This is a genomic window from Kitasatospora sp. NPDC051705 (genome assembly GCF_044453265.1).
In the GTDB taxonomy this organism is placed as follows: Bacteria; Actinomycetota; Actinomycetes; order Streptomycetales; family Streptomycetaceae; genus Kitasatospora.
The window spans coordinates 99,866-123,523 of sequence record NZ_JBITCO010000007.1 but is presented as its reverse complement, the minus strand read 5'-3'; the positions used below and the strand labels follow the sequence as shown (position 1 = coordinate 123,523).

Annotated in this window: 16 protein-coding genes; 6 read left to right on the top strand and 10 right to left on the bottom strand. The window is 72.2% G+C overall.

Going from position 1 to position 23,658, the window contains the following annotated elements; translation table 11 throughout:
• Positions 1-8: 8 nt before the first annotated feature.
• A complete protein-coding gene (locus tag ACIA8Q_RS11860; protein ID WP_360210592.1) occupies positions 9-1,568 on the bottom strand; it encodes an alpha/beta hydrolase in 1,560 nt (519 codons plus the stop codon).
• A 220-nt stretch (positions 1,569-1,788) separates the two neighbouring features.
• On the opposite strand from ACIA8Q_RS11860, the gene ACIA8Q_RS11855 reads away from it, so the two are divergent.
• On the top strand, positions 1,789-2,439 hold the full coding sequence (locus ACIA8Q_RS11855) for a hypothetical protein (protein ID WP_360210594.1): 651 nt from the start codon (positions 1,789-1,791) through the stop codon (positions 2,437-2,439).
• 39 nt (positions 2,440-2,478) lie between these two features.
• Here ACIA8Q_RS11855 and ACIA8Q_RS11850 read toward each other — a convergent pair whose 3' ends face one another.
• The 3 genes from ACIA8Q_RS11850 to ACIA8Q_RS11840 all read right to left on the bottom strand — a co-directional run bounded on the left by ACIA8Q_RS11850 (position 2,479) and on the right by ACIA8Q_RS11840 (position 4,035).
• A complete protein-coding gene (locus ACIA8Q_RS11850) occupies positions 2,479-3,198 on the bottom strand; it encodes a hypothetical protein (protein ID WP_360210596.1) in 720 nt (239 codons plus the stop codon).
• Positions 3,199-3,421: 223 nt separating this feature from the next.
• Positions 3,422-3,688, bottom strand: a complete 267-nt coding sequence (locus ACIA8Q_RS11845; RefSeq protein WP_360210598.1) for a hypothetical protein — start codon at positions 3,686-3,688, stop codon at positions 3,422-3,424.
• Entirely contained in the window at positions 3,685-4,035 is a 351-nt protein-coding gene (locus ACIA8Q_RS11840; RefSeq protein WP_387902634.1) for a hypothetical protein, read from the bottom strand. Before ACIA8Q_RS11840 ends, ACIA8Q_RS11845 begins: the two co-directional genes overlap by 4 nt.
• Before the next feature lie 680 nt (positions 4,036-4,715).
• On the opposite strand from ACIA8Q_RS11840, the gene ACIA8Q_RS11835 reads away from it, so the two are divergent.
• Positions 4,716-5,075, top strand: a complete 360-nt coding sequence (locus tag ACIA8Q_RS11835; RefSeq protein ID WP_360210602.1) for a hypothetical protein — start codon at positions 4,716-4,718, stop codon at positions 5,073-5,075.
• 100 nt (positions 5,076-5,175) lie between these two features.
• Positions 5,176-6,108 carry a hypothetical protein gene (locus ACIA8Q_RS11830; RefSeq protein WP_396317082.1) on the top strand — a complete coding sequence of 311 codons (933 nt, stop codon included), beginning with the start codon at positions 5,176-5,178 and terminating at the stop codon, positions 6,106-6,108.
• 235 nt (positions 6,109-6,343) lie between these two features.
• Here ACIA8Q_RS11830 and ACIA8Q_RS11825 read toward each other — a convergent pair whose 3' ends face one another.
• The 3 genes from ACIA8Q_RS11825 to ACIA8Q_RS11815 all read right to left on the bottom strand — a co-directional run bounded on the left by ACIA8Q_RS11825 (position 6,344) and on the right by ACIA8Q_RS11815 (position 8,227).
• Positions 6,344-6,979 carry a DUF6000 family protein gene (locus ACIA8Q_RS11825; protein ID WP_396317081.1) on the bottom strand — a complete coding sequence of 212 codons (636 nt, stop codon included), beginning with the start codon at positions 6,977-6,979 and terminating at the stop codon, positions 6,344-6,346.
• A 97-nt stretch (positions 6,980-7,076) separates the two neighbouring features.
• Positions 7,077-7,814 (bottom strand): NUDIX domain-containing protein, encoded by a 738-nt coding sequence (locus ACIA8Q_RS11820; RefSeq protein ID WP_396317080.1) that lies wholly within the window; start codon positions 7,812-7,814, stop codon positions 7,077-7,079.
• A complete protein-coding gene (locus ACIA8Q_RS11815; protein WP_396317171.1) occupies positions 7,811-8,227 on the bottom strand; it encodes a DUF4406 domain-containing protein in 417 nt (138 codons plus the stop codon). The genes ACIA8Q_RS11820 and ACIA8Q_RS11815 overlap by 4 nt, the downstream gene beginning before the upstream one ends.
• A gap of 64 nt (positions 8,228-8,291) precedes the next feature.
• Here ACIA8Q_RS11815 and ACIA8Q_RS11810 point away from each other — a divergent pair, with 64 nt between their 5' ends.
• Positions 8,292-9,050, top strand: a complete 759-nt coding sequence (locus ACIA8Q_RS11810; protein WP_360210610.1) for a DeoR/GlpR family DNA-binding transcription regulator — start codon at positions 8,292-8,294, stop codon at positions 9,048-9,050.
• A 93-nt stretch (positions 9,051-9,143) separates the two neighbouring features.
• Here ACIA8Q_RS11810 and ACIA8Q_RS11805 read toward each other — a convergent pair whose 3' ends face one another.
• On the bottom strand, positions 9,144-9,785 hold the full coding sequence (locus tag ACIA8Q_RS11805; RefSeq protein WP_396317079.1) for a TetR/AcrR family transcriptional regulator: 642 nt from the start codon (positions 9,783-9,785) through the stop codon (positions 9,144-9,146).
• A 115-nt stretch (positions 9,786-9,900) separates the two neighbouring features.
• Between ACIA8Q_RS11805 and ACIA8Q_RS11800 the strand changes: the two genes are divergently transcribed.
• Positions 9,901-10,956, top strand: coding sequence for an alpha/beta hydrolase (locus ACIA8Q_RS11800; RefSeq protein ID WP_396317078.1), 1,056 nt, complete (start codon positions 9,901-9,903; stop codon positions 10,954-10,956).
• A gap of 178 nt (positions 10,957-11,134) precedes the next feature.
• Positions 11,135-12,085: a hypothetical protein gene (locus tag ACIA8Q_RS11795; RefSeq protein WP_396317077.1), complete on the top strand. Its 951-nt coding sequence runs from the start codon at positions 11,135-11,137 to the stop codon at positions 12,083-12,085.
• Between the two features lie 79 nt (positions 12,086-12,164).
• On the opposite strand, the gene ACIA8Q_RS11790 is transcribed toward ACIA8Q_RS11795, so the two are convergent.
• Together ACIA8Q_RS11790 and ACIA8Q_RS11785 are read right to left on the bottom strand one after the other, a co-directional pair.
• Positions 12,165-12,719, bottom strand: a complete 555-nt coding sequence (locus ACIA8Q_RS11790) for a hypothetical protein (RefSeq protein WP_360210618.1) — start codon at positions 12,717-12,719, stop codon at positions 12,165-12,167.
• A gap of 27 nt (positions 12,720-12,746) precedes the next feature.
• The gene (locus ACIA8Q_RS11785) at positions 12,747-23,246 is read right to left on the bottom strand and encodes a LamG-like jellyroll fold domain-containing protein (RefSeq protein WP_396317076.1); all 10,500 of its coding nucleotides are present in this window, start codon (positions 23,244-23,246) and stop codon (positions 12,747-12,749) included.
• Between the last annotated feature and the right edge of the window lie 412 nt (positions 23,247-23,658).

Below are 23,658 nucleotides of genomic sequence, written 5' to 3'. Positions count from 1 at the left end.
GCCGGGGCTCAGCGGGTGGTCGCGGTGACCGCGATCGGGGGCACCGCGGCCAGGCAGGAGGTGTCGCCGGGCTCGCCGGTGCGGATGAAGTGCGTGGAGACGCCCAGCGCGCAGCCGGTGGAGTCCATCTCCGGGACGTGGCCGGTGTTGGGCACCGAGACGAAGGTGCTGCGGTGGAACTGGGCCGCGGCCAGGCGGGAGTTGGCCTCGGGGGTGTTGGTGTCGAGGTCGCCGGACAGGACCAGCACGGGGACGTCCGGCAGGTCGAGGTCGACGTCCTGGGGCTGCGCGGTGCCCCGGCGCGGCCAGGTCAGGCAGGAGTCGGCGCCGTCGGTCTGGCCCTCGGTGTAGCCCTTGGCGCTGAACGCGCCGAAGTCGGCCGGGTCCGCGGCGGCCAGGGCGCGCTGGTACTGGCGGCGGCGCTGCGGCAGCGGGGCGTCGTGGTCCCAGGCGCGGACGTAGTCGTTGCAGGTGACGGCCAGGTAGGAGGCCTGGTCCTCGGCGGTGGCGTGCTCGGCCTCCGCCCGTACCAGCGCGGTGAGCGGCCCGTCGTCGCCGGCGGCGGCCCGGTGCAGGGCCGCGGGCATCTCGCCGAGCAGGGTCGGGGCGCCCGGGTCGATGCCGATGCCGCGACTGGCCGGCTCGTAGAGCAGGTCGGCGAGCTTGTCCTCGCTGAACGTGTGACTGCGGCGGGCACCGGCCGCGGTGACGTCCACGGTGATCGGGCGGGTGCGCAGCCGTGCGGCGACGGTGGCGAGGTCGCGCACGGCGGTGTCCGGGTCGCAGGAGCCGCTGCGCTCGCAGATCCGGCGCAGTGTGACCGAGATCTGCTGGGCGCCGGGGCGGGCCAGCGGGTCGAAGGCGAGCGGGTAGGCGCCGGAGAGCACCATCGACTCCACGCGCTGCGGGTGGCGGTCGGCGTAGACCGGCATCAGGTAGGTGCCGTACGACAGGCCGTACAGGACCAGCTTGGGGGCGCCCAGGCGGGCGCGGGCGGCGTCGAGGTCATCGGCGGTGGCGGCGCTGGTGTAGCCGCGGGCCCGCGGGCCCAGCTGCTCGGCGCAGCGGGCGACGGCCTCGTGCTGGCCGGCGCGCGGGGCGAACTTGAAGTCGGCGTCGGTGACGCCGCAGGGCACCCGCCCGGAGAAACCGGTGCCGCGCGGGTCCAGCAGGAGCAGGTCGTGGTCGTCGAGGACGCCCTCCAGGGCCTGGGCGAGCTGCTCGGTGCGGCTGATGGCGGTCTCGCCGGGGCCGCCCGGATTGAGGGCGATGGTGCCCTTGGCCGGGCCGGGGCGGGTGTGGCGGACCACCGCGTAGGCGACGTCGACGGTGCCCAGGCGCGGCTCGCCGTCCACCCAGGGGCGGCGCATGGTGGTGCAGTCGACGCGGTGGCCGGGGGCGGTGGGGCACCAGGCGGGCTCGGCGGAGCCGCCCGTCGGGGCCGCGGCCGCGGTGGGCGCGCCGGCCGGCGGGAGCACCGCGGCCAGGACGGCGAGCGCGCCGGCGGCCAGGGCGGTGCGGGTCGTGGTCTTCGGGGCCTTCGCGGTCTTCGTGGTGTACGTCGTCATCGGTGTGCCTTCCGGATGTCCTGCGGTCGGTGCCGCCGGTGCGGTCGGTGTCGTGCTGTTCGGTGCGGGGACGACACTGCACGGCGCGGGTCAGCCGTTCGGCAGAGCGACGGCAAAGGCGTGTAAGAAGATCGGCGCCACCCGGAGCGGGACTCGACGGGCGGCTCTCTGCTAGCATCCGCGCAGCTCAGACGGATGATCGGCAGGGGCGGGACGGAACATGCAGGGCACGACGGAATCCCCCGGTCGCAGACGGACCTTCGCCGTCGTCGCGGGGGCGTGTGCGGTGGGCGCGGCCGGCGTCGGCGCGCTGCTGCTGGCCGGTGCGGGCGGAGGCGCGGCGGCCGGTCCGGCGGGCGGCCCGAGCCCGGCGGCCTCGGCGAGCGTCACCTCGGGCGCATCGCCCAGCGCCTCGATATCCGCGTCCGGCGAGGCGACCGCGTCCGGTGCGCCTGCGTCGCCGGCCGATCAGGCCTCCTCCCCCACCGCCGCCCCGGAAGCCGGCACGGACGCCACCGCCGACGCCAGCGCCGACGCCGGGGCGCAGCCCGCCGCGCAGCCGTCCGCCGCCCGGCCCAAGGCCCCCGCCGCCAAGCCGGCCCAGGCCACGACGCCGCCGGCCCCGGCCAGGCCCAAGGCCCCGGCCGCCACGCAGCCCGCCGCCGAAGCACCGGCCCCGCCCGCGCCGCCGGCCGCGAAGCCGTCCCCCGACTGGACCGTGCCGCCGCGCCCGCCGATGCCCACCCTCCCGGTGCTGCCCGTCCCCGCGACCGCCGCACACTGCCCGCCGCTGCAGGCCATGACCTGGGACGGGCAGTGCCATCCGATCGGCCCGGTGATCACGCTCCCGCCGGTGCAGCCGACCGGCTGAGCCGGGCCACCGGGCCCGGCCCGAACGCGTCGGCCCGGCTCAGAACGTGAGGTCGGCCGGCCAGTCCAGGCACTCCTCGGACAGCTCCCCGTCGAGGTAGTGCCGCGCGTGCTCGCGCATCCGCCCGCCGTACACCGGGTCGGCGGCCAGTGCGGAGTAGCCCTCGCCGTCGGCCCCGCGCGCCAACAGACCCGCGGTGTCGGCGAGGTAGACGTCCAGGCCCGGGTACATCAGCTCGATGCAGGGCAGGTCGTCCACGTCGAGCACGAACACCGGGTACTCGCCGTGCGCGTCGGGCGTGCCGGTGGCCAGCACCCGGCGCGAGTCGGAGCCGCCGGGCAGCAGGAAGCACTCGTCGAAGCGCTCCGAGAGCGCCGCGAAGAACGCGCCCCAGCCCTCGCCGAACTCCTCGACGGCCAACTCGCCGAGCGGACGCGGCGCGAAGACCGGCGCACCGTCCCCGTCCTCGTCCTGCTCCTCGAACCACCCGAAGCGCCGCAGCAGCCCGGTGTCGAACGCCAGCCACCGGCGCAGGCTCGGCGGCAGCGGCCGCCCGCTCGGGAACACCGCCGCCTCCAGCACCCCGGCGGCCAACGGCTGCGCCTCCCCCTCCACCCAGGCACCGGCGAACCGGTCGTAGTCCAGGACGGCGCGCTGCGGATCGGCCCGGACGGCGGCGACGACGCGTTCGGTCAGCGCGGCACCGTGCTCGGCGGCAGGGGTCGGCAGCGGGTTCGAGGGCGGGGTCGGCGGGTTCATCGGACTCTCCGGAGCTGCGGTGGCGGGCACGTTGGAGCCCAACGTAGGCCCCGCCTCCGACACTTGCCCCACCCACCCGGCTTGGCACACGACGTGACGGCCGGCGGAAGTGATCAGCACCTCTGTTCGCGAATGATGATGGCGAGCGCCCGGCGGACGGTCCGTCCGCCGGGCGCTCGCCATCCACCCCACACGGGCGGACCGGCCCACGCGCGAGCCCAGGCTACGAACAGGGGGTCGGTGGCGGCGTGACCTGGCAGATCACGACGAGTTCGAGGCGGGGGACGACGTAGTGGGCGACGAGACCGCCTGCGACGTCGAGGTAGCGCATCGGCTCGCCGCTGCCTTGGTAGGTGGTGCCGTCCAGGTAGAACGCTGCAGCGGCGCGGACGAGTTCGGCAGCCCGTTGCTCGACGGCGGCAAGGAATTCAGCGGGAGCGCCGGCGGTGACGTGCTGCTCGCTGGGGAGGTACTCCCAGCTCCAGGTCATGCGGTCACCGCCGCGTAGGCCGCGCGGTAGACCTCGGCGACGGTGGTGGCATGCTCGCGACACTCGTGGACGGTGCCGGCGTGGTTGGCCAGGTAGTTCGCCCGGTGGTAGGCCTGAGCGGTGGCCGGGTACCGCTCGATCTCCACCACGGCGGCCCAGTGTGTGACGAACGAGCGGATCGGCTGGACGCTCCCGGCCTCGATGGCCTCGGCCATCGCTCTCGTCTGCCCGTCGATCATTTCCGGGAGCCGGTCCGGAGCGACGACGGCCAGCGCGGCCTTGAGCGCGGCCGGACTCTGCTCGGGTCGGGGGATCAGCTCGACTCCATCGTGCACCGGCTGACTCATTGCGGCACTCCTCTCCTCCGGAGCGAGACTACCCGGCAACAACCCCGGGGTGGGCGCCCGCACCACGGCCGGTCTGCCAGCGGGCTCGCTCCGCCTACACGGAGGTGGTCCGTCGTGGCAGGGGATCATCACGTCCACGTCCTCCCAGGTGTCCGCGCCGTCCATACCGGGTGGTCCGCCCGCCACAGCCTTGGTGCGCTTCAGGTGCGAGTCCGGTTCGTTTGCGCCAAGGCGTCGACCGCTGACGGCAAGCTGTTGCCCGCGGCCGCTCCGCCGCCGTCCGTGCCTTCACCGCCTCGCCGCAGCCGCGTGGTCGCTCACAGGGCACCGAGCCGGCGCAGGACCGCGGACGCGGAGGTGCCGGGGGCGGTGCCGGCCTGGACGGCCGCATGAATCCGGTCGACCTCCCCAGGCACGGAGCGCGGCACCGGTACTGGCGGTGCCCGGGCGGGGCCGGGGCCTACACGGTGAAGCGCAAGGCGATCGTCGCTCTCCCCGGCGGGTCGATGGCCGGCGGTGGGCGAACATGTCGTGTTCCGTGCAACTTCGGGGTGGTTTCGTGGCTGCTCGATCCCCGGTCGAGGGGCTCGCGTCGCCGTTGCGCCCTGACGGCGACGCTCTTCATGGGCCGCGATCACCCCGGCGGCTCGACACCGGACACCTCGACCGAAGGATTCCCCATGCAGATCGGCAGGAAGCTCCTCACCCTCACCGCCACCGCCGGCCTCGCCCTGGCCGGCGTGGCCGTGGCGGCACCGGCGAACGCCATCGGTGGGGTGGGCTGCCCGACGAACGGGCTCACGGTCACCACCAGCGGCAACGGCAACTACTGTGCCGCGGGCTCCATCGGCTACAAGAACACCAGCAGCCTGTTCGGGATAGGCCAGATCGACCACGTCATCTACGAGTCGACCCAGTGGAACTGGGCCGCCTTCTACAACTCCAGCGGCGTCATCAAGCTGAAGCCCGGTCAGTCCACCGGCTACCTCGGCGGCGTGATCACCTACGCGCTGGAGATCGACAACCCGAACTGGACGTGATCCCCGGCCCCACCGGTCCGTGAATCCGGCACCCGCCACCGACCCGCGGTCGCCCGTGGCGGGTGCCGCTCCGCCGCGCCCGCTCCCGGAGGACGGAAAGATGAAGCGCTCCACGACCTCGGCCCTGACGCTCCTCCTGCTGACGGCCCTCGCGGGCTGCGGAACGGGCGGCGGCACGGGCGCCACGGGCGGCACCCGCCCGGCGCCCCCGCAGCTGGGCGACATCCCCACCATCACCGGCGTCGCCCAGGTGGTGCGCCCGATCGACGCCTACCTCCCCACCGCGGCGCAGAGCCGCACGGTGGAACGGGCCGCCTACCTGACGAGTGCCCGCTGCCTGCGGCGGCTGGGCATCACGGAGCCCCCCGGCCCGGACCCGGCCCGGGCCGAACCCTCCGACGGGGACGTCCGCTCCCGGCTCTACGGCTACTTCGCGCCCGACCGCGTCGCCACCACCGGCTACGACGCCGTCGTGGCCACGGGCACCGGGCAGCCCGCCTCCCCCGCCACCGTGCAGGTGCTCACCGGGCGGGACGCGACCGGCACCCCGGTCGCGGACTTCCAGGGCCGGGCCGTCCCCAGGGGCGGCTGCCTCCAGGAGGGCCTGGACGCCGTCGGCGGAGCGGTGTTCCTGACCTCCGACCCCTCCGCCCTGCCCGGCGGCGGCCCGCAGGAGCCCCTGACGGACCCTCGCGTCGTGGCCGCCGACCGGCAGTGGAGCAGCTGCATGAAGGACCGCGGCTTCGCCTACGCCACCCCGGCGGACGCCTACATGGACCCGCGCTGGCGCAGCGGCCGCACGCAGGGCGCCGCAGCGCCCGCCGACCACACCCCGGCCGAGCTCGCCACCGCGGCCGCCGACGACGCCTGCAAGCGGTCCACCAACTTCATGGGGATCGCGGTCGCCGTCCAGGCCGCCTACGACCGGCAGTACATCGCGGCGCACCCGCAGGAGCTGGCGGCGTTCGCGCAGGGCGTCAGCCGGCACGTCGCCGACGCGCAGAAGCTCGTCGCGCAGGGCGCGGCCGGGTAGCGACGGCCCGGGCGGCGAAGGGCCCGAGGCGACTCGCTCCGGCGCGGGGTCCGCCGGTGGGTCCAGGCCTACGGACGCGTCAGCCAGGCCGCCGACCGTCCGGTACCGGCCGGCTCGCGGACCGGAACGACGGCCCTCGTCCGTCCGGTCCGAGGCCGCCGACGACAGGCTCGAGGAAGCTGCCGGCGGGCTCGACGAAGTCGCCGGCCGGCTGCCCTCGGGTCTCCGATTCCGGTCACCGGTGCGACGGTTCGTCCATCAGCCGCGCGGTGCTGCGGGCGAAGGCGCACAGCTGCTCCACCGCGGGCAGGCAGGCCTGCGGGTCGGGTGTCCCGGTCCCGCGTTCGGCGGCCCGGGCGGCACACCACTGGTGCCACAGGCCGCCCGACGCGAGGAACCTGAGCGCGTCGTCGCGCCCCGACTCCCCGTCCAGGTGGAGCAGCGCCACCATGGCGAACAGCTGGTCGTAGTACAGGTCGGGCCTGCGCAGGTACCGCTCCAGGTAGGCGACCAGCAGGGCTGCGTCGGCCTCGGTCGCGAAGACCGCGAGGGCCGTGCAGTAGGAGGCACCGACGTAGGGCCCCTCGCTGGCGAGAAGGAGTTCGCCGATCCGCTCGCGGTACTCCGTCCGGCCGGAGACGACGATCAGCCAGGTCGCGACCTTGCGGTCGCGCCAGCCGCCCTCCAGCAGGACGTCGAGGACGCGGGGGGTGACCTCACCCGCCGCCCGGGCGAGTTGCTGCGCCGTCCGGTCCCGCTCGGCGTCGTCCCGGCGGAACAGGGAAGGGCCGAGCCGCAACTGCCACCGCCCGGGCACGGCGTAGCGCTTGAGGAAGTCTCGCGTCTCGGGGTCGTCGAAGGTGTCGCGCATGCCCGTATCCTCCCGGGCCGGCCGGCCCTCCACCAGGGGTTTTACCGGCGGAGCGCGGGATCTGACGCCTGCGGACGTGTCCGTCCGCCGCCGTGGGTCACCGGGCGGCGGACGAGGCAGCGGGCGAGGCGGCGGGGGAAGCCGCGGACGAGGCAGCGGACGAGGCAGCGGCCGTTGCGGCGAACGGCCCGTCCAGGGCGGCCCACTGCAGGAGCAGGACGGTCTTGCCGTCGGTGATGCGTCCGTCGCGGACCATGGCGAGGGCCTCGGTGAAGGGCAGTTCGAGGACCTCGATGTCCTCGCCGTCCGCCTCGAGTCCGCCGCCGTCCCCGGTGCGGTCGGCCGGGGTGTAGGGAGCGGCGTAGAAGTGCAGGCGCTCGGTGACGGAGCCGGGGCTCATGTAGGCGTCGAGGACGTGGGTGAGCGGTCCGAGCGTGACACCGAGTTCCTCGGCGGCCTCGCGCCGGATGGCGGCGAGCGGGTCGTCTCCGTCGAGGAGCCCGGCCGCGGCCTCGACGAGCATGCCGTCCGGGTGGTCGTTGACGTAGGCGGGGTAGCGGAACTGGCGGGTGAGCAGGACGCGGCCGCGTTCGACGTCGTGGGGCAGGACGACCGCGCCGTTGCCCCGGTCGTAGGTCTCGCGCTGCTGGGTGACCCAACGTCCGTCACGGCGGCGGTAGTCGAAGGTGGTGCGGCGCAGGACGTGCCAGCCCCGGGAGGTGAGCTCCACGTCGCGGACCAGGACGCCGGGGTTGCGGTGCAGGTCGCGGCCGGCCTCGTCGAGACCGGTGCGGCCGCGGTGGTCGGGGGTGTCGATACCGGGGCGGGGGTTCACGCGTTCTCCTGCGGGGTGCGGCGCGGGAGTTCGGCTACGTCGTGGAAGACGGGCAGGCCGCGGCGACGGGCGGTGGCGACGTCCTGGTCGGCTCCGGCGGAGTCGCCGGGGAGCCGGAGCACGGCGTCGCAGTGGGCGAGCAGGCGCTCGGCGGTCGGATAGAGGACCTGGTCGGCGAGGGGGTCGGTGGGGCCCGCGCCGGCCGAGCGCAGCACGGGCAGGGCGATCCACTCCCCGATCACGGGGACGTGTCCGGCGGCGAACACCGGCCAGGCGGCGGCTTCGAGGCGGGCGAGGTTGGCGGCCATGGCCTGCGGATCGCCGTCGGTACCGGAGCGGTAGGGGCCGGCGATGAGGACGAGCAGGGGCTGGTCGGTCGTGGGCTGGTCGGTCGTGGGCTGGTCGGTCGCCATCGGCTGGTCGGTCATGGCGCGCTACGATACACGCAGAAACGTGCAAGAACAGGAGAGAACGCGGATGCTGGCTGCCGAGAGGCGTGACCACCTGCTGGGACTGCTCGCCCGGGAGGGCAAGATCGTCGCCAAGGAGGTGGCCGCCGACCTGGGGATCTCCGAGGACAGCGTGCGCCGCGACCTGCGCGACCTCGCCGCCGAAGGGCTGTGCCAGCGGGTCTACGGCGGCGCGCTGCCCGCCTCCCCCGCCGTCGCCGACTACGCCGCCCGCCAGAGCGTCACCCCGGACGGCAAGCGGCGGGTCGCCGCGGTCGCCGCCGCACTGGTGCGGCCGGGCGGCGCCGTGATCCTGGACGGCGGCACCACCGCCCTCGCCGTCGTCCACGCCCTCCCGCCGGACCTGGACTGCACCGTGATCACCCACAGCCCCACGATCGCGGCCGCCCTGCTCGACCACCCCCGCGCCGAGGTCTTCCTCCTCGGCGGCCGCCTCTTCAAGCACTCCGCGGTCACCTGCGGCGCCGCCGCGGCCGAGGCCGCCCTGAACGTGTCCGCCGACCTGTTCCTGCTCGGCGTCACCGGCGTCCACCCCGAGGCCGGACTGACCACCGGCGACGCCGAGGAGGCCGCGATGAAGCGCGCCCTGGCCGCCCGCGCCGCGGACACCTACGTCCTCGCCTCGTCCGAGAAGATCGGCGCCGCCTCCCGCTTCCGCGTCCTGCCCTGGGAGGACGTCAGCGGCCTGATCACCGACGCCGACCCCCACCACCCGGTCCTCGACCGGCTCGCCGCGCAGGGCGTGGAGATCCTGGCCGCGGACTGACGGCTGGCGGGCCGGCGGGCTGCACAGGGGTCGGCGCCGCCAGAACGAGGACGCCCGGGCCCGGAACCGGGTAGCCGCGTTCCGATCCCGGGGTCAGCCCCCGACACCTCCCCGCAGGCCGTCCAGTACCAGATCCGCCAGGCGCTCCGGCAGGTCCGGTTCGATCGGGCGGTGGCCGAGCAGGGCGCGGGTCTGGACCGGGGCGCAGAGCAGTTCCAGTGCCAGGGCCGTGTCGGTGCCGGCCGGGAGTTCCCCGCGCTCGACGGCCCGGCTGACGATGACTCCGGCCTGGTCGAGGCGGGAGCGCCAGAAGGCCTGCCAGGCCTCGGCGAGCTCGGGGTCGCGGGCGGAGTCGGGGCCGGCCCCGGCACCGGGCCCGTCGGAGCTGAGCACGGCCGCCTGGGCGACGGCGCGGCCGGCCGGGGTGGCGAGGTACTCGGCGAGCGCGCGGGCGAAGGCGGCCAGGTCGGTGCGGACGGCTCCGGTGTCGGGGACGGGGATGCCCTCGTCGCTGCCGGCGAGCATGGCGTCCAGGACGAGCTTCTCCCGGCTGCCCCAACGCCGGTACACCGTGGTCTCGTTGACTCCCGCGCGGGCTGCCACCCCGGCGACGGTGAGCCGGGTGATGCCCTCCTCCACCAGCACGTCCAGGGCGGCCGCCAGGACGGCCTGGCGGACGCGTGCGGCGCGGCCGCCCGGGCGGCGGCGGATCGGTTCCGGTGCGTGCTCGGTCATGTGTCGATCACCTCGGCCACCACCTTAACGCAGGAGTTCTTGCCTTAAGCGTCGCCCCGGGCGCATAGTCGCTAAGGCAAGAGTTCCGGCTTTAAGCGCAGCAGGAGGCACCACCATGCCCTTCACCTGGCCCCTGGACCCGCAGGACCTGTTCGTCGAGCGCTACCCGCAGATGACCCTCGGCCTGCCCGCCGACGAGGTGGACGCGGTCCGCGCCGCCGTCACCGAGATGTGGCCCGACCGGCCCGGCGGCTGGGTGCACGAGTGGTCCGCCCTGGCCGCCCGGCACGCCGCGGCCGGGCGCCACCGCCTGGCCGCGCAGGCGTACGGCTGGGCCAAGTTCCCCTCGCTCGCCGACGATCCGAAGCGCACCGCGCTCGCCCGCCAGGTCGAGCAGTACGTCCTCGCCGCCCCCGGCTTCCCGGTGGAGTTCGAGCGCCGCACGCTCACCGTCCCCTACCGCGGCGGCGAAACCACCCTGCCGGTCCACCTGATGGCCGCCCCCGGTCTGCCCGCCGACGCGCCGGTCGTGCTGGCCAGCGGCGGCGTGGACTCCTGGAAGACCGATCTGCACGGCATGTGGGAGCAGCTCGCGCTCGCCCTGCCGGCACGGCTCCTGCTGTTCGACCTCGCCGGCACCGGCGAGAGCGCCCACCTGCCGATGACCCCGGACGGCGGGGCCGAGGTGGTCGCCGGGCTGGTCTCCCACGCCCGCGCGGCCGGCAACGGGAGGGTCGGCCACTTCGGCATCTCGATGGGCGGCCACTACTCCGCCCGGACGGGCCTGACCGGCGCGGTGGACGCCTCCGTGGTGCTCGGCGGCCCGGTGGAGCGCTCCTTCGCCCCGGGCCGCGGCTTCGCCTTCGGCATGGACGGCATCGTCGGCAACGCCCTGGGCTTCGACGCCCTGCCGGGCACGGCCGAGCGCGAGGCGGCCTTCGCCGCCTTCGACCTGCGTCCGCTGCTGGACCGGGACGCCAACGGGCCGATGCTGGTGGTCAACGGCACCGAGGACGTGCACGTCCCGCTGGAGGACACCCTGGTGTTCGAGGGCCGCCGGGACACCCGGGTCGTCCTGATCCCCGACACCGGGCACTGCGCGATCTCGCGCTTCGGCGAGGCGATGGCCGTGATCACCCCCTGGCTGGCGGACACCCTGACGGCGGCCTGACGCCCCCGGTCGGGCAGGGCCGGTAGCAGGGACGGGCGACGCGCCACCACCCCAGGAATCTGGGATACCAGCCATTGAACGCACACTGACAAGCTGACGGCGGCGGACGGCCCGGCGGGCACCCCCGTGCCTTCCGGTCCGACCGCCGCACCCCGTCGTCTCGCTCCCTGGAGAGCCCGTGCGTTCGCTAGTCCGGCGTGTCGTCCTCAGCCTCACCCTCGCCCTCGGCGGCCTGGCCCTGCTGCCCGGCGCCGCCTCGGCCGACACCCCCTCGACCGTCCTGTTCAACCAGTACTCCGAGCGCTGTCCGGACGGGTCCCTGGCCGGGATCCAGGACATGCACCCCTGCGCCCCGTCCGACAACCCCGGCATGTGGGTCATCAAGACCGTCCCGGGATACCCCGAGCGGTACACCGTCAACAGCGCCGTCAACGCGGACTACTGCCTGACCTCCGGAGACCTCCCGACCCTCGTCGGCTGCGTCAACGGCGCCACCTCGCAGCAGTGGGAGATCACCCCCTTCCAGGCCGAGGCACCCCTGTACGACCTGGTCGGACTGCGACTGAAGAACGTCTCCAGCTCCAACTGCCTGGACAACTCCCGCAAGAACTTCGGCGGCTGGAAGATCGTCATGCGCGGCTGCGACGGCGGCTCCTACCAGCAGTGGAACGTCTACCGCAGCACCTACGACGCCCTGTTCGGCAGCCGGCCCGCCCAGCACAAGGGCATGACCTGGGCCACCCTCGAACAGCGCGCCGACAACGTCGTCCACGTCGGCTTCGACGACCTCGCCACCAGCAACCCCTACACCGGCGACACCCCGGCCACCGCCGTCCTGCCCCTGCTGTGCATCCGCCAGGACGGCCGCCCCGCCCCCGCCGGCGTCCCCACCAGCGGCTACCACAGCTGGGCCCGCGGCGAGGTCCGGGCCACCCAGCCCCTGCCCGGCAGCCGGCTCACCAGCCGCGCCGCCGCCGACCAGACCTGCGCCACCGCCTTCGGCACCGGCTTCCGCATGGCCGAGTTCCACGACGCCTCCGGCTGGGGCCTGTGGGCCAACGGCACCCTCCCCACCGGCACCCGCTTCTGGACCGCCATCAACGACCAACCCGCCAACCCCTGGAGCTGACCCCCCACCACCGCAACGGAGGCGGGCGCCGACCGGCGCCCGCCCCCGTTCCGTCATTCAAGACACGCCCCCACCACGGTTACGCCAGGCCACCCCAGTCGCCTTGGCTCCGCCACAGCGGCTCGTCGGGGTCGCCAGGTGCCACCTCGTCCGCATATGCGTACGTGCCGTCAACAACGCCGAGCAGAAACGCCGCGAAGCCTCCGTCGAACCGGTCCCACTCCTCCAGGCTCCGGTAGAAAGCAACCACCGGCCAGGTATCCGGTTCTTCGCTCTCGGCCAGCCAGAAGAACTGGTCCGCATTGGGGTTGGACCCCCAGGAGAGCAGACCACCCGACTCGGGGTGAATTGGATAGGGACAGTCTCCGTCGGCGCCCAGCTCGGCGGCGATCCCCTCCGTCGTCAGACACACGAAACCGGGGAAGCCCACCACCGGCCCGCCATCGTAGGACGTGCACGTCGGCACCCACACGGACAGCTCACCGTTGATCCGCACCGACCCATACCGGTCCACGAACTCCCGATAATCCGAAGGGAAGGCGAACCCGACCTCCGCGACGGACCTGTGCCACGGCGTCGCCGCAGGTCGCGAGGCGGGATCGCCGAGGAGCCGGGTCAACTGTTGAAGTTCCACATTCATCCTCTGTCCAGTTCGAAGAAGCTAGTTTCCTAGGGAGATCGCCTGGTTCCTACCGTTGAGGCGAGCGTTGTCCACGTAGGTGTATTCCATCATGTCAGGCACCCCGCTGGGGTATTGACTATAGGCGAGCAAGGAGAATCCAAACGGGACGGTACTGGCGGAGGTGCGGTAAAGTGGAATGACCGTGTAATTAACGATCTGCCCTTCTCTCATCGCGTCTCTGACATGTTCCTCGAACTCTCGGAAGCTATCCATCACGCCCGTGTTTGCCGCCTTTTGAAAGCAAGGCGCAAGATTCCTGTTGTCCGTTCCAGTTCCACCAAACTCCCGGGCGATGAAGTGGCAACGAGCCAACGGATCACTTGAAAGAGGAAATCCGTTAGCGGCTGCGATGTTCTGCGCGTCCTGCCACCCAGCAATATTGCCTCTCGCGCGGGTACCGCGGCTTCCGCTCGGAGCGCCAGCCAGGCAGGCGTGGGCTCCCGTAGGACGTTGGGTAGCTGAGGCCCCCGAGGCCACCACATCCTCCATAGCCCAGTAGTCGATCCACCCCCCCTTCTGGCCATTGTCATCCACTGCCCCCGCCGGGCGCTGGTCCAGGCAACTCCGCGGCTGGCGGGCCGGCTGACCTGAACCCGACCCCGGCTGAGCACCGGGGGCGGTCTGAGTATCGGGGGTCGGCGCCACGTTTGGAGTGAGCGTCAGCATGCTCAGCATGTCAGCCGCGGTGTAGGAGGCGGCAATGATGCCGAAGAGCTCACGGATGTCCCTGCCAATCCAGTCGATCCGGGGAACCGGACGCTCCACTGCAGCCTTGGACGGATCCCAGAGCGGCCCCTTGGTCTGCCCATTGTCCTTTTTCTTATCTGCCTCCTTCTTCTTTTCATAGACTCGCGGCGAGCACATAACCATGCACCTTCCGCCGCCAGTGCCACGACCGCCGTCCTTGCCCGGGCCACGACCTGGGCCAGGACCCGGACCGTCACCACCGGGACCGGGCCCCTCACTGGGAGGGTCAGCAGGGACGTCCACGGGTCGGGGGCGGGCCGCAGCTCGGGCCCGGGCTTCCGCCTTTTCCAAGGCGATGTCGTCGACGTAGGCGGTGGAGGCGGCATAGGAGCCGGCCGCGGCACTGGCGCCGCTCTGGGATTGCAGGTGTCGCTGGTAGAGCTCCCAGGCCGTGCCTGTGGCCGCGATCCCGGTGACGAGGGCGCCTGTCGCTGATACAGCGCTCCCCCAACTGAATGCGCCGCCGCCACCAGTAGAAGTGCCGGGTGCTGTCGCGGCACCCACACCGAACCCTCCTCCGAGGACCCTCTCGTGCCCCGAGGGGTCGGTGCCGTTGAGGGGGCTGGCGTTGCCGTAGGTGTAGCGGTTTGCCTGGGCGGAGGAGGACGGGTCGAGGAGCCAGGAGTCGCGGGAGGTGAAGGAGCCGGTGCCCGGGCGGTACCAGCGAGCAGCCATGTTGACGTCGCCGGAGTCCGGGTCGGTCCAGCCGCTCTGGTATCCGAGGCTGGTGGTGGTGCCGGTGGTGGCGGCGGGCTTGCCGAAGGGGTCGTAGGTGGTGGTGCCGGTGACCGTGGTGCCGTTGGCGTCGAGGGTCGTGGTGGCGTCGGTGTGCTGGTCGGTGCGGACCCGGACGGTGGTGCTGCCCTTGGAGGCACCGAGCAGGTTGCCGGCGGCGTCGCGGGCGTAGGTCCAGGTACCGTCGCCGGTCACGCTGTTGGAGGCGCCGTCGTAGCTGAAGCGGGCGGCGTTGCGGCTGGTGACGCGGTCGAGGCCGTCGTAGGTGTAGGTGGTGGTGCCTTCGGTGATCAGGCGGCCGAAGGCGTCGTCGGCGAGGGTCTCCTGCTTGAGTCCGGTGGTGACGGCGGCGAGGGTGCCGCGCGCCGTGTAGCGGTAGGTGCTGGTGCCGTCGGAAAGCAGGCGGTTGCGCTCGTCGTAGCTCGCGGTGGCGGCGCCGTTCCTGGTGCGGTTGCCGGCGGCGTCCCACTCGTACGCGGTGGTGGTGCCGTCGACGCTCCAGGAGGTGAGGCGGCCGGCCTGGTCGTAGCCGTAGTGGTTGTCCTTGACCGGGTCGGTGGCGCCGCCGCTGACGGTCTTGCGGGTCAAGCGGTTGTCGAGGTCGTACTCGTAAGTGGTGCCGGTGAGTGCGGTGGCCGCGGGGTTGCCGGCCAGGACCTGGTCGCCGCTCAGCCGGCCGAGGGCGTCGTAGCTCAGGCGCCGTTCGGAGGTGGACTTGAGCTTGGCCGGGTCGGCCGGGTCCGGCGCGACGTAGAACTGCTTGCTCAGGCGGCCGTCGTCGTCGTATCCGTACCAGTTCTGGGTCTTCAGCTTGGGGTTGTTGGCCCAGTCGAGCTGGCCGTCGGCCTTGTAGCCGAAGACGGTCAGGTCGGTGTCCTTGTCCCAGCGCTTGGTGATGCGTCCGTCGGCGTCGTACTCCCAGGTCTGGTTGGGCGCGGTGAGGTCGGTGCCGGCCTTGGTCGGCAGGCCGCGGTCGTTGTAGGCGTACTGCTGGCCGTTGATGGCGGAGGAGTTGTGCCGGATCAGGTGCCCGGCCTTGTCGTAGGCGAGGTCGCGGTCGGTGGTGGCCGCCTCGGCGCCGGTGCCGCTCTCGTGGACGAGGCGTCCGGCCGGGTCGTAGCTGCTGGTACGCACCACGCCGCCGGGTTCGGTGCTGCGCACGGCCTGTCCGGCCACGTCGTAGGCGGTGGTCCAGGTGCGGTCGGCGGCGGCCGGGTGGGCGGTGGTGGCGGGTTCGACGGTGGACTCGGGCAGGCCCCAGGTGTTGAAGGTGTAGACGGTGGTGTTGCCCTTGCCGTCGGTCAGGCGGGTGCGGCTGCCGGAGGCGTCGTAGCCGAGGGTGGTGGTGATGGCCTGGCCGGCGGCGACGGGTTCGGTGACCTTGACCGGACGGCCGAGCGCGTCGTAGTCGGTGCTGGTGACGGCTCCGGTGGTGGGGCTGGTGCTGGTCAGCACACGCCCCTCCAGGTCGTAGGTGGCGCTGGTGGTGCGCAGCACCGTGCCGGCCGGGTCGAGGTTCTCGGTGGTGGCGGGGTTGCCGAGGGCGTCGTAGCGGGTGCGCACGGACTCGCCGAGGGGGGCGATGGCACGCACGGCGCGGCCGAGGCCGTCGTACTCGGTCTTGGTCACGCGCCCGGCCGGGTCGGTGGCGGTCAGGGGCTGACCGGCGGGGTTGTAGGTGGCACTGGTGGTGCTGCCGGCCGGGGTGGTGAGGGCGGTTCGGTTGCCGGCGTCGTCCCAGGTGAACTTGGTGGTCAGGTTCTGCGGGGTGGGTTGGCGTTCGACGACGGTGGCGGTGAGGGGGCGGCCGAGTTGGTCGTAGGTGGACTCCGTACGGGCACCGACCGGGTCGGTGGCGGACAGCTGGAGGCCGGTGGGGGTCCAGGTGGCGTTCCAGGTGGGCGGGTTGTCGTCCACCGGAGGCTGGAGGGCGCCGAGCGAGTTGGGTTCGACGCGCTGGATCTGGTGGCCGAGTCGGTCGTAGCCGAAGGTGGCACGCCGGCCGGCCGCGTCGGTGCTGGTGATGACGCGGGAGAGCTTGTCGTACTCGACGCGTCGCACCGCGGTGAGGGCGGTGCTGGAGCCGGGCGGGGTGTAGGAGGGCAGGCGGCTCTCGGTGACGCGGCCGAGCTGGTCGACGGTGGTGCGCACGACCTGGCCGAGCGGGTCCTTGGTGGAGACGGCCTCGCCGAAGGCGTTGTAACCGGTGGTGGTGGTCGGTCGGGTGGTGGTGGCGGTCGCTCCGGCACTCTCGACGGAGACCTGCGGGGCCGTGGTGGTGATCAGGCGGCCGAGGGTGTCGTACTGGTAGTTGGTGGTGCGGGAGGCGGGGTCGGTTCCGGGAGCGTTGCCGTTGGGCGTGGTGCCGGCGGTGAGCAGGCCGCGCTGGTCGTAGGTGAAGGTGCTGACGGCGGTGGGGCCGCCGGCGGAGGAGGCGAGCTGGGTGCGGGTCAGGCGGCCCGCGGTGTCGTAGGTGTTGGTCTGGACGCTGTTCTCGGTGTCGCTGACCTTGAGGGTGCTGGTGGTGACGCGGTCGTCGGCGTCGTAGCCGAGGATGGTGGTGCGGTTGAGGGCGGCCGGGTCGAGGACGCTCTGGGTGAGGCGGCCGGAGGGGTCCATCGTCTGGACGAGAGTGGTGCGTCCGCCGCCGGTGGTGCGCTTGACCAGGTAGCCGGCGCCGTCGTACTCGTTCGCCTCGAGGACGATCGAATGGCTGGTGCCGTCGGCCTGGGTGACGTTCTCGGCCGTCGTGGTGGCGGGCAGGCCGTCGTCGAAGTAGGTGTGGCTGGTGACGGCGCCCATGGCGTCGGTGACGGAGGCCAGACGGCCGGCCGGGTCGTAGGCGCGGGATTCGAGGGTCAGGTCGCGCACGCCCTTACCGTCGCCGTTCCAGCCCTCGACGACGGTGGTCGCCGGCTGGCTGCGCGGGGTGTAGGTGTAGCGGGTGACCTGACCGAGCGGGTCGGTGACGCGGGTGCGCAGGCCGAGCGTGTCGTAGCCGTAGCGGGTGGTGTTGCCGGCGGCGTCGGTGTCGGTGTCGATGCGGCCGGCGCTGTCGTAGGTGGTGGTGGCGGTGCGGGAGCCGTCGTTGCCGAGGATGTCGGCGGTGGTGGTGCTGGTGGGGCGGCCGTCGGCGTCGAGGACGAGGGTGGTGCGGGTCTGGTGGCTCTCACCGGTGACGGCGTCGGTGACCTTGGGCCCGGTCTGGGTGATGAGGTGGCCGAGTTCGTCGTACTGGTAGGTGGTGGTGACGCCGCCCGGCTGCGCGTCGGAGGTCTCGGTGGCCCAGATCTTGCGGCCCGCCGCGTTGTAGCCGTAGGTGATGGTGAGACCGCTGGGCAGGGTGGTGCGGGCCAGGTCGCCGGAGGCGTAGTAGGCGTAGGCGGTGACGGCGCCGCCGGCGGTGGTCTCGGTGGCGAGCAGGCCGGGCGGGGTGGTGCCGCCGCTGTAGGCGGGTTCGGTGCCGGTGGTGTAGCTGGTGCGCGTGGTGCGGCCGTCGGGGCGGGTGGTGGATTCGGGCAGGCCGAGGGCGGTGTAGGCGACGGTGGTGCGGTAGGTGGTGTCGCCGGGCCCGGTGGAGCGGGCGTCGCGGGTCTCGGTTGGCTTGTCGTTGCGCGGGTCGTTGGGGTTCCCGCCGTTGTAGTAGTAGCTGGTGTAGGAGGTCCAGCAGGAGTTGACGTCGCGACAGGTGGTCAAGGAGATGGTGTTGCCGCGGGCGTCCTGGCCGCTGACGGTGGAGTGGCCGTTGGGGTCGGTGACGGTGTGGACGAAGCCGCCGGTGTCGTAGGTGTAGCTGGTGGTGTTGCCGGCTTCGTCGGTGCGCGAGATGAGGCGGTTGCCCCGGGTGACGTCGTGGATGTCGGTGGTGGTGTTGCCGGCCGGGTCGGTGAGGGTGACGCGGGAGGCGAGTTCGGTGGCCGAGGAGGCGGAGCGCGCCTGGTAGTGGGCGGCGACGCGTTCGGCGCTGAGCGGGTGCTGGTAGAAGGCGACCTCGTCGATCTGGCCGGTCAGCCAGGACCACCCGCCGTTGCCGCCGGGCCAGCTGCCGAGGTAGCCGCCGCCCAGGGTGATGCGGTCCATGTCGAGGTGGTTCGCGGCGCCGGCGGCGGAGCCGACCAGGGTGCCGTCGAGGTAGAGGGACTGGGTGCCCTGGCCTGCGCTGATCACCGCGTGGTGCCAGGATCCGTCGGTGACCGCGCCGCCCGAGGTGATCGGGGTGCCGCTGATGCCGTAGAACACTCCGCGCAGGCGGCCGTCGGTGCCGATGTAGAGGACAGGCACCGTGTTGCCGCTCGTCTGGTTGCCTTCGCTCAGGAGCACGCCCGGCCCGCCGGTGCGGAACCACATCTCCGCGGCGACGTCGCTCTGGGTCTGGAGGATCGGGGTGGGGAGACTGACGTAGGAGCTGTTGGTGCCGTTGAACTCGGCCGCGTGCCCGTCGCCGGGGCCGAAGACGCCGGTGGTGCCGGCCTTGGCGCCGACGGTGTAGGTGCCGTTGCCCTTGATCGCGCCGACCTCGCTGGCGGCCGTGGTGCCGCCGGTCTCGTCCAGGCGCCAGTAGCCTCCGGGTGAGTCGGCTACCACGGCGCCGCGGTAGCCGACACCCTGGCCGGATACCTGAGCACTGCGGGCGCGGTAGTGGGCGACGACGTCGGTATCGGTCAGCGGGTGCTGGTAGAGGGCTACTTCGTCGATGGTGCCGGTGAAGTGGCTGATGTCGCCAGACGTGGCGGGCCAGTACCGGGTGAATCCGGCGCCGATGTAGGTGTGGCTGTTCTGCTGGTGGTCGACCCCACCGGTCTGGGTGCCGAGAACCTGACCGTCGAGGTACAGGGTCTGGGCCGTTCCCTGGACGGAGAGCACGGCGTGGTGCCAGGCGCCGTCGGTGACGCTGGTCGCGGAGGTGAGGCCTTCGGGGGCGGTGCAGCAGAAGCGGCCGCGCAGCTTGCCGTCGGTGCCGACGTACATGACCGGAGCCCAGGATCCGCCCACGCCTGCCGGGTCGTCGATCTTTCGGCTCTGGTCGCCGATCAGGACGCCGGGGGTGGTGGTGTTGAACCACAGTTCGACGGCCAGGTCGGTCTTGGCGTGCAGGAGGTCCTGGGGGATCTCGACCTGGGAGTTGTCCGATCCGGTGAAGCGTGCGGCGGTGTCGTCGGTGGGCGCGAAGACTCCGGGGGCCTTCTTGGTGACGCCGTCACCGTAGCTTCCTGCCAGGCCGTTACCGACCTCGCTGGTGGCGGTGGCACCGTCGCGCTCGCCCAGGCGCCAGTAGCCGGCCGGGCCGGAGGCCTTGACGGCGTTGTTGTAGAGGAACGATCCGCCGCTGAAGGTGGGTTCGGAGACCTTCCAGTCGCTGCCGGCGGCGTCGGTGACCTTGGTGACGCGTTCGGTGGTGGGGTCGTAGGTGACCTGGGCGCTGGTGCGGCCGGTGGGCAGGGTGGTTTTGGTCAGCTGGGAGCTGCCGGTGCGCAGGGCGTAGTGGTCGGCGACGGTCTGGTCGGTGAGCGGGTAGTCGTAGACCGCGACCTCGTCGATCTGTCCGTTGAACCAGGACGAGCCACCGTTGCCGCCGGGCCAGTTGCCGGTGTAGCCGCCGCCGAGGTAGGCGCGGTCCATGTTGAGGTAGTTGATCTCACCGCGGTCGGTGCCCACCAGGGCTCCGTCCAGGAACAGGGCCGTGTTGTCCCTCGCCCCAGTGAGCACCACGTGGTGCCAGGCGTTGTCGGTGACCGTGCCCGAGCTGGCGATCGGTGCCCCGTTGATGCCGTAGAAGAGGCCGCGCAGCTTGCCGTCCGAGCCGACGTAGATCGTCGGGACGACGTTGTACGGGTCCTCCCCCATGGCCCGGTTCTGCATGCTGAGGATCACACCCGCCGCACCGGTGCGGAACCACAGCTCCACGCTGCGGTTGACGGAGGAGGTGATGGCGCGGTTGGGCAGCTCGACGTAGGAGGTGGAGCGTCCGTTGAAGGTCACCGCGCCGTCGCCGCTGCCGGCGATCGCACCAGGGGCGCCCCAGGTGACGTCCTTGGCGTCGGCCGGAGCGCGGTCGCTCACCTGGGCGTCGTTGGCGACGGTCGAGCCGTCGCTCTGGCCGAGGCGCCAATAGCCGCTGGGGCCGGCGTCGCGCACGGCCGTGCGGTAGCGCGAGCCGGTGCCGTACTCGTAGACGGTGCAGCCCTTGTCGGCGGCCAGGGCGACTCCGGGCGGGCAGACCTTGGTGAGCTGGTCACCGGTGTACTGGTACAGCCAGCCACCCGAAGCACCGGAGGCGGCCACGGCGGTGACGTGGTTGCCGGTCCAGTTGAGGTTCAGGTATCGGCCGGAGGCGGCGTCCTTGGCCTGGACGAGACGGCCACTGGCGTAGGTCAGGTCCTGGGTGTGGCCGGCGGTGTCCGTGATGCGGGTGAGCCTCCCGTCGGAGCCGAAGGTGTGGACCTTGCCGGCACGGTCGGTGAGCGTCCAGCCGCCGTCGGACGTCTTGCGCAGGTCGGCGGCGGTGCCGCCGCCTGGAACGTAGGCGTTCTTGCCCGGGTCCCAGCCGAAGCGGGTGCGCGTGCCGTTGGAGGCGGTGAGCAGCACGTTGCCGGGCAGTGAGAGCCAGCTGCTGGTCTCGACCTGGACACGCATGTCCCAGGGGGTGCTCCAGCCTGCGCCGAACGCGCCGTCGGTGCGCGGGTCGAGGGAGTTGTAGCTGCGGGTGACGGCGAGCTCGGGGCCGACGGTGGGCAGCGCGGCGTCGGTGGCGGCGGTGGTGTAGTTGCCGACCGCGGTGTTGACGCTGCGTCCGGCGTCGGCCGCGGTGTTGTACTGGTTGGGTTGCGGCAGGACGGTGCGGATGTAGGAGGCCTGGGTCTTCGGGCTGGAGGCGACGCCGTCGCCGGCCTCCGCGTACCAGGCGTACTGCTCGTTCCAGGTCAGCCATCCTTCGGGCACGACGAACCGCGAGGGTTGGTGCCAGGCGGACTGGCGGCAGTCGACCCGGGCGTCGCCGCCGACGACCCGGCAGACCTCGAAGCGGTAGTCCACGTCGGGCACCGGGGCCTGGTCGGGGTCGACGCCCTCGGCGGTGAGGGTGGGCTGCAGCTGGTAGACGACGGCGCCGGAGGGCGGGGCGAGGCGGGTGATGTGCGGGGGGATGTTGATGGAGGAGATCTGGATGACGATGGGTGGTGTGCCGGCGTCGACCGCGAAGTTGGTGACCTGGTACTCGTCCATGGTGAACTGCACGGAGTAGGAGCCCTGGGGAAGCGTGTGGATGTGCGCGTCGACGACCGCGCTTCCACCTGGGGGGACGTCGTACGGCATCGACGTCCAGGCGATGTTGGTACCGAAGTTGGTGATGTTGTTGTTCCACTGGTCGAACAACATGTACGACATCTTGTAGTTGTTGTTCGGGGTCCAGGTGTCCATTCCACGGTTCCACACCCGCAGGCGGACGATGCCTTCCTGGGTGGCGGTGACCGGCTGCTGCAGGCCCCAGAGCTCGTAGTTGGCCCCGTACTTGGACCAGGTCACGTCCAGGTAGGGCTGGCCGTTGACCATGTTGGCGCTGCCGAACTGCTTCCAGGAGTAGGAGTCCCACACGTCGGCCTTGATGGCCAGGCCGTAGTTCGGGGTCCAGTGGTGGGTCCAGGAAGTGACGAGGTCTCGACCGTCGGTACCCAGGTCGATCGACTCCCAGGCCTCCGGGCAGGCCCAGCCGGCGGTGGGGCTGGAACGCCAGCCGTGGGCGAAGGAAGGAGCGGCCAGCGCCGGACCGGTGGACGGACCGGGAAGGCTGCGCACCGATCCGGGCGACCAGTCGGAGGTGACTTGGTGGATGGTGACGGTGCGCGGGGTGCAGCTGTAGGACCAGCCGTTGTAGAGACCGAGGCGAGCGCCGAGGATGTTGGCGTTGTTGAGGGAGTCCTCGATGCCCTTGAAGCGGATGAAGGACGCGGCCTGGTGCTTGCCGCCGTCGTAGGTGCCGGCCTTGAGGACGGTGGCGCCGGAGAAGTCCTGGTTGTAGGGGGATTCGGCGTACGTGGTCTCGAGGGCCTTGAGTGAGGAGAACGACGGGTCCACCTTGACGGGGTAGACCCGCTCGGGGGCGTGGAGCCAGGCCTCGTCGAGCTTCACCTTGAGGGCCTGGCCGGCGCCGGCGGGCAGCTGGACCAGCTCGTAGCTGACGCCGCTGGAGATCACGCCTTCCTCGGTGTTGGGCGCAAAGGCGGAGTCCTGCATCCAGCCGGCGGGCATGCGCCCGCGCAGGGTGCCGGCGGCGTCCGTGTAGTGCACGGAGCCGTCGGCGTCGAGGGAGGCGGTGACGCCCTGCAGGCGCAGCGGGAAGACCCATTCGGTCGGTGCGGTGGCGTCCTTGAGGACCAGGGTCTCCTTGAAGGCGGCGTTCCCTGCGGCGACCGTGACGTCCGCCTGAGGGCGGGCGTTGGGGTAGGTCATGGTGCTGCCCTGCGTGACGCCCTGGGCAGGGGTCGCGCCCTGGAGGCTGTAGCCGACGGAGATGCCGGCGGCGAGTTGGAGGCGCACCAGCGGGTCGGCGTCGGCGGTGAGGCCGAGGGTGAGCTGCTGTTCGGTGGAGGTGGTGGTCCAGCCGTTCTGGACGGGGCCGGCTCGGCCGGCGGTGGCGGTGCCGGCGGGGATCAGGGTGGTGTCGATCGCCGACCAGGACCCGTCCGCTCGACGGAAGTTCACCGGTTCCGGGTAGCTGCGGGTGGTGAACGTGCCGTCGGAGTTCTGGAAGGTCCGCTGCTGTTCGGTGCGCTTCTCGGGGAGTTCCTTGCTCGTCTTCTCGTTGAAGCTCTTCGCCGGGTCGATCTTGCCGACGGGCAGGGTGGCGGGCTTGTCGACGACCTTGGCGTCGGTGGCCGGCAGCTTGGCCGGCGGCGGTATGACGTCCTGAGCGGGGACGGACTTGGCGGTCCGTTCCTCCGGTAGCTCACCCGGGGCGGGCGTCGCACCGGGGTGCCCTGCACCGTCCTTGGCACTGGTCACGGCGGTTGACGCCTCATGGCCGCGGCCTTCGGCACTGCCCTGCTCCTGTTTGGGACGCGGCCCGGGGTCGACGGGCGCGGCGTCTCCGGCTTGGCGCAGGAAGGCTTCGGCGGCGGCCGTGCCCTCCGACGTTCCGAGGACAACCATGGTCATGGCTAGAACAACAGCCAAGGAGCGGCGCAGCACGTGGAGGACCAACCTGACGGTCAAGGAGAGGGCAAAGATGAGAAATGCGTGAAACGGTCCGAGATATATCTGACTGTCAGTAAGTCGACAAAGAGCCATTGGCCTTAAGTGGCGTGGATCACAGGAATGAACCCGGTGAAAGCGGACAGGGTGGAGGTTCAGGCCCCCGCGGGCGGGGTTCGTTAGGCTCGGGGCCGCAGCTGGGGCGGGCTGTGGGTGGTGGGGG

Excerpts from the sequence above, each read along its gene's own strand:
- ACIA8Q_RS11860 (WP_360210592.1), bottom strand. The coding sequence starts at position 1,568 with ATGACGACGTACACCACGAAGACCGCGAAGGCCCCGAAGACCACGACC.
- ACIA8Q_RS11855 (WP_360210594.1), top strand. The coding sequence starts at position 1,789 with ATGCAGGGCACGACGGAATCCCCCGGTCGCAGACGGACCTTCGCCGTC.
- ACIA8Q_RS11850 (WP_360210596.1), bottom strand. The coding sequence starts at position 3,198 with ATGAACCCGCCGACCCCGCCCTCGAACCCGCTGCCGACCCCTGCCGCC.
- ACIA8Q_RS11845 (WP_360210598.1), bottom strand. The coding sequence starts at position 3,688 with ATGACCTGGAGCTGGGAGTACCTCCCCAGCGAGCAGCACGTCACCGCC.
- ACIA8Q_RS11840 (WP_387902634.1), bottom strand. The coding sequence starts at position 4,035 with ATGAGTCAGCCGGTGCACGATGGAGTCGAGCTGATCCCCCGACCCGAG.
- ACIA8Q_RS11835 (WP_360210602.1), top strand. The coding sequence starts at position 4,716 with ATGCAGATCGGCAGGAAGCTCCTCACCCTCACCGCCACCGCCGGCCTC.
- ACIA8Q_RS11830 (WP_396317082.1), top strand. The coding sequence starts at position 5,176 with ATGAAGCGCTCCACGACCTCGGCCCTGACGCTCCTCCTGCTGACGGCC.
- ACIA8Q_RS11825 (WP_396317081.1), bottom strand. The coding sequence starts at position 6,979 with ATGCGCGACACCTTCGACGACCCCGAGACGCGAGACTTCCTCAAGCGC.
- ACIA8Q_RS11815 (WP_396317171.1), bottom strand. The coding sequence starts at position 8,227 with ATGGCGACCGACCAGCCCACGACCGACCAGCCCACGACCGACCAGCCC.
- ACIA8Q_RS11810 (WP_360210610.1), top strand. The coding sequence starts at position 8,292 with ATGCTGGCTGCCGAGAGGCGTGACCACCTGCTGGGACTGCTCGCCCGG.
- ACIA8Q_RS11805 (WP_396317079.1), bottom strand. The coding sequence starts at position 9,785 with ATGACCGAGCACGCACCGGAACCGATCCGCCGCCGCCCGGGCGGCCGC.
- ACIA8Q_RS11800 (WP_396317078.1), top strand. The coding sequence starts at position 9,901 with ATGCCCTTCACCTGGCCCCTGGACCCGCAGGACCTGTTCGTCGAGCGC.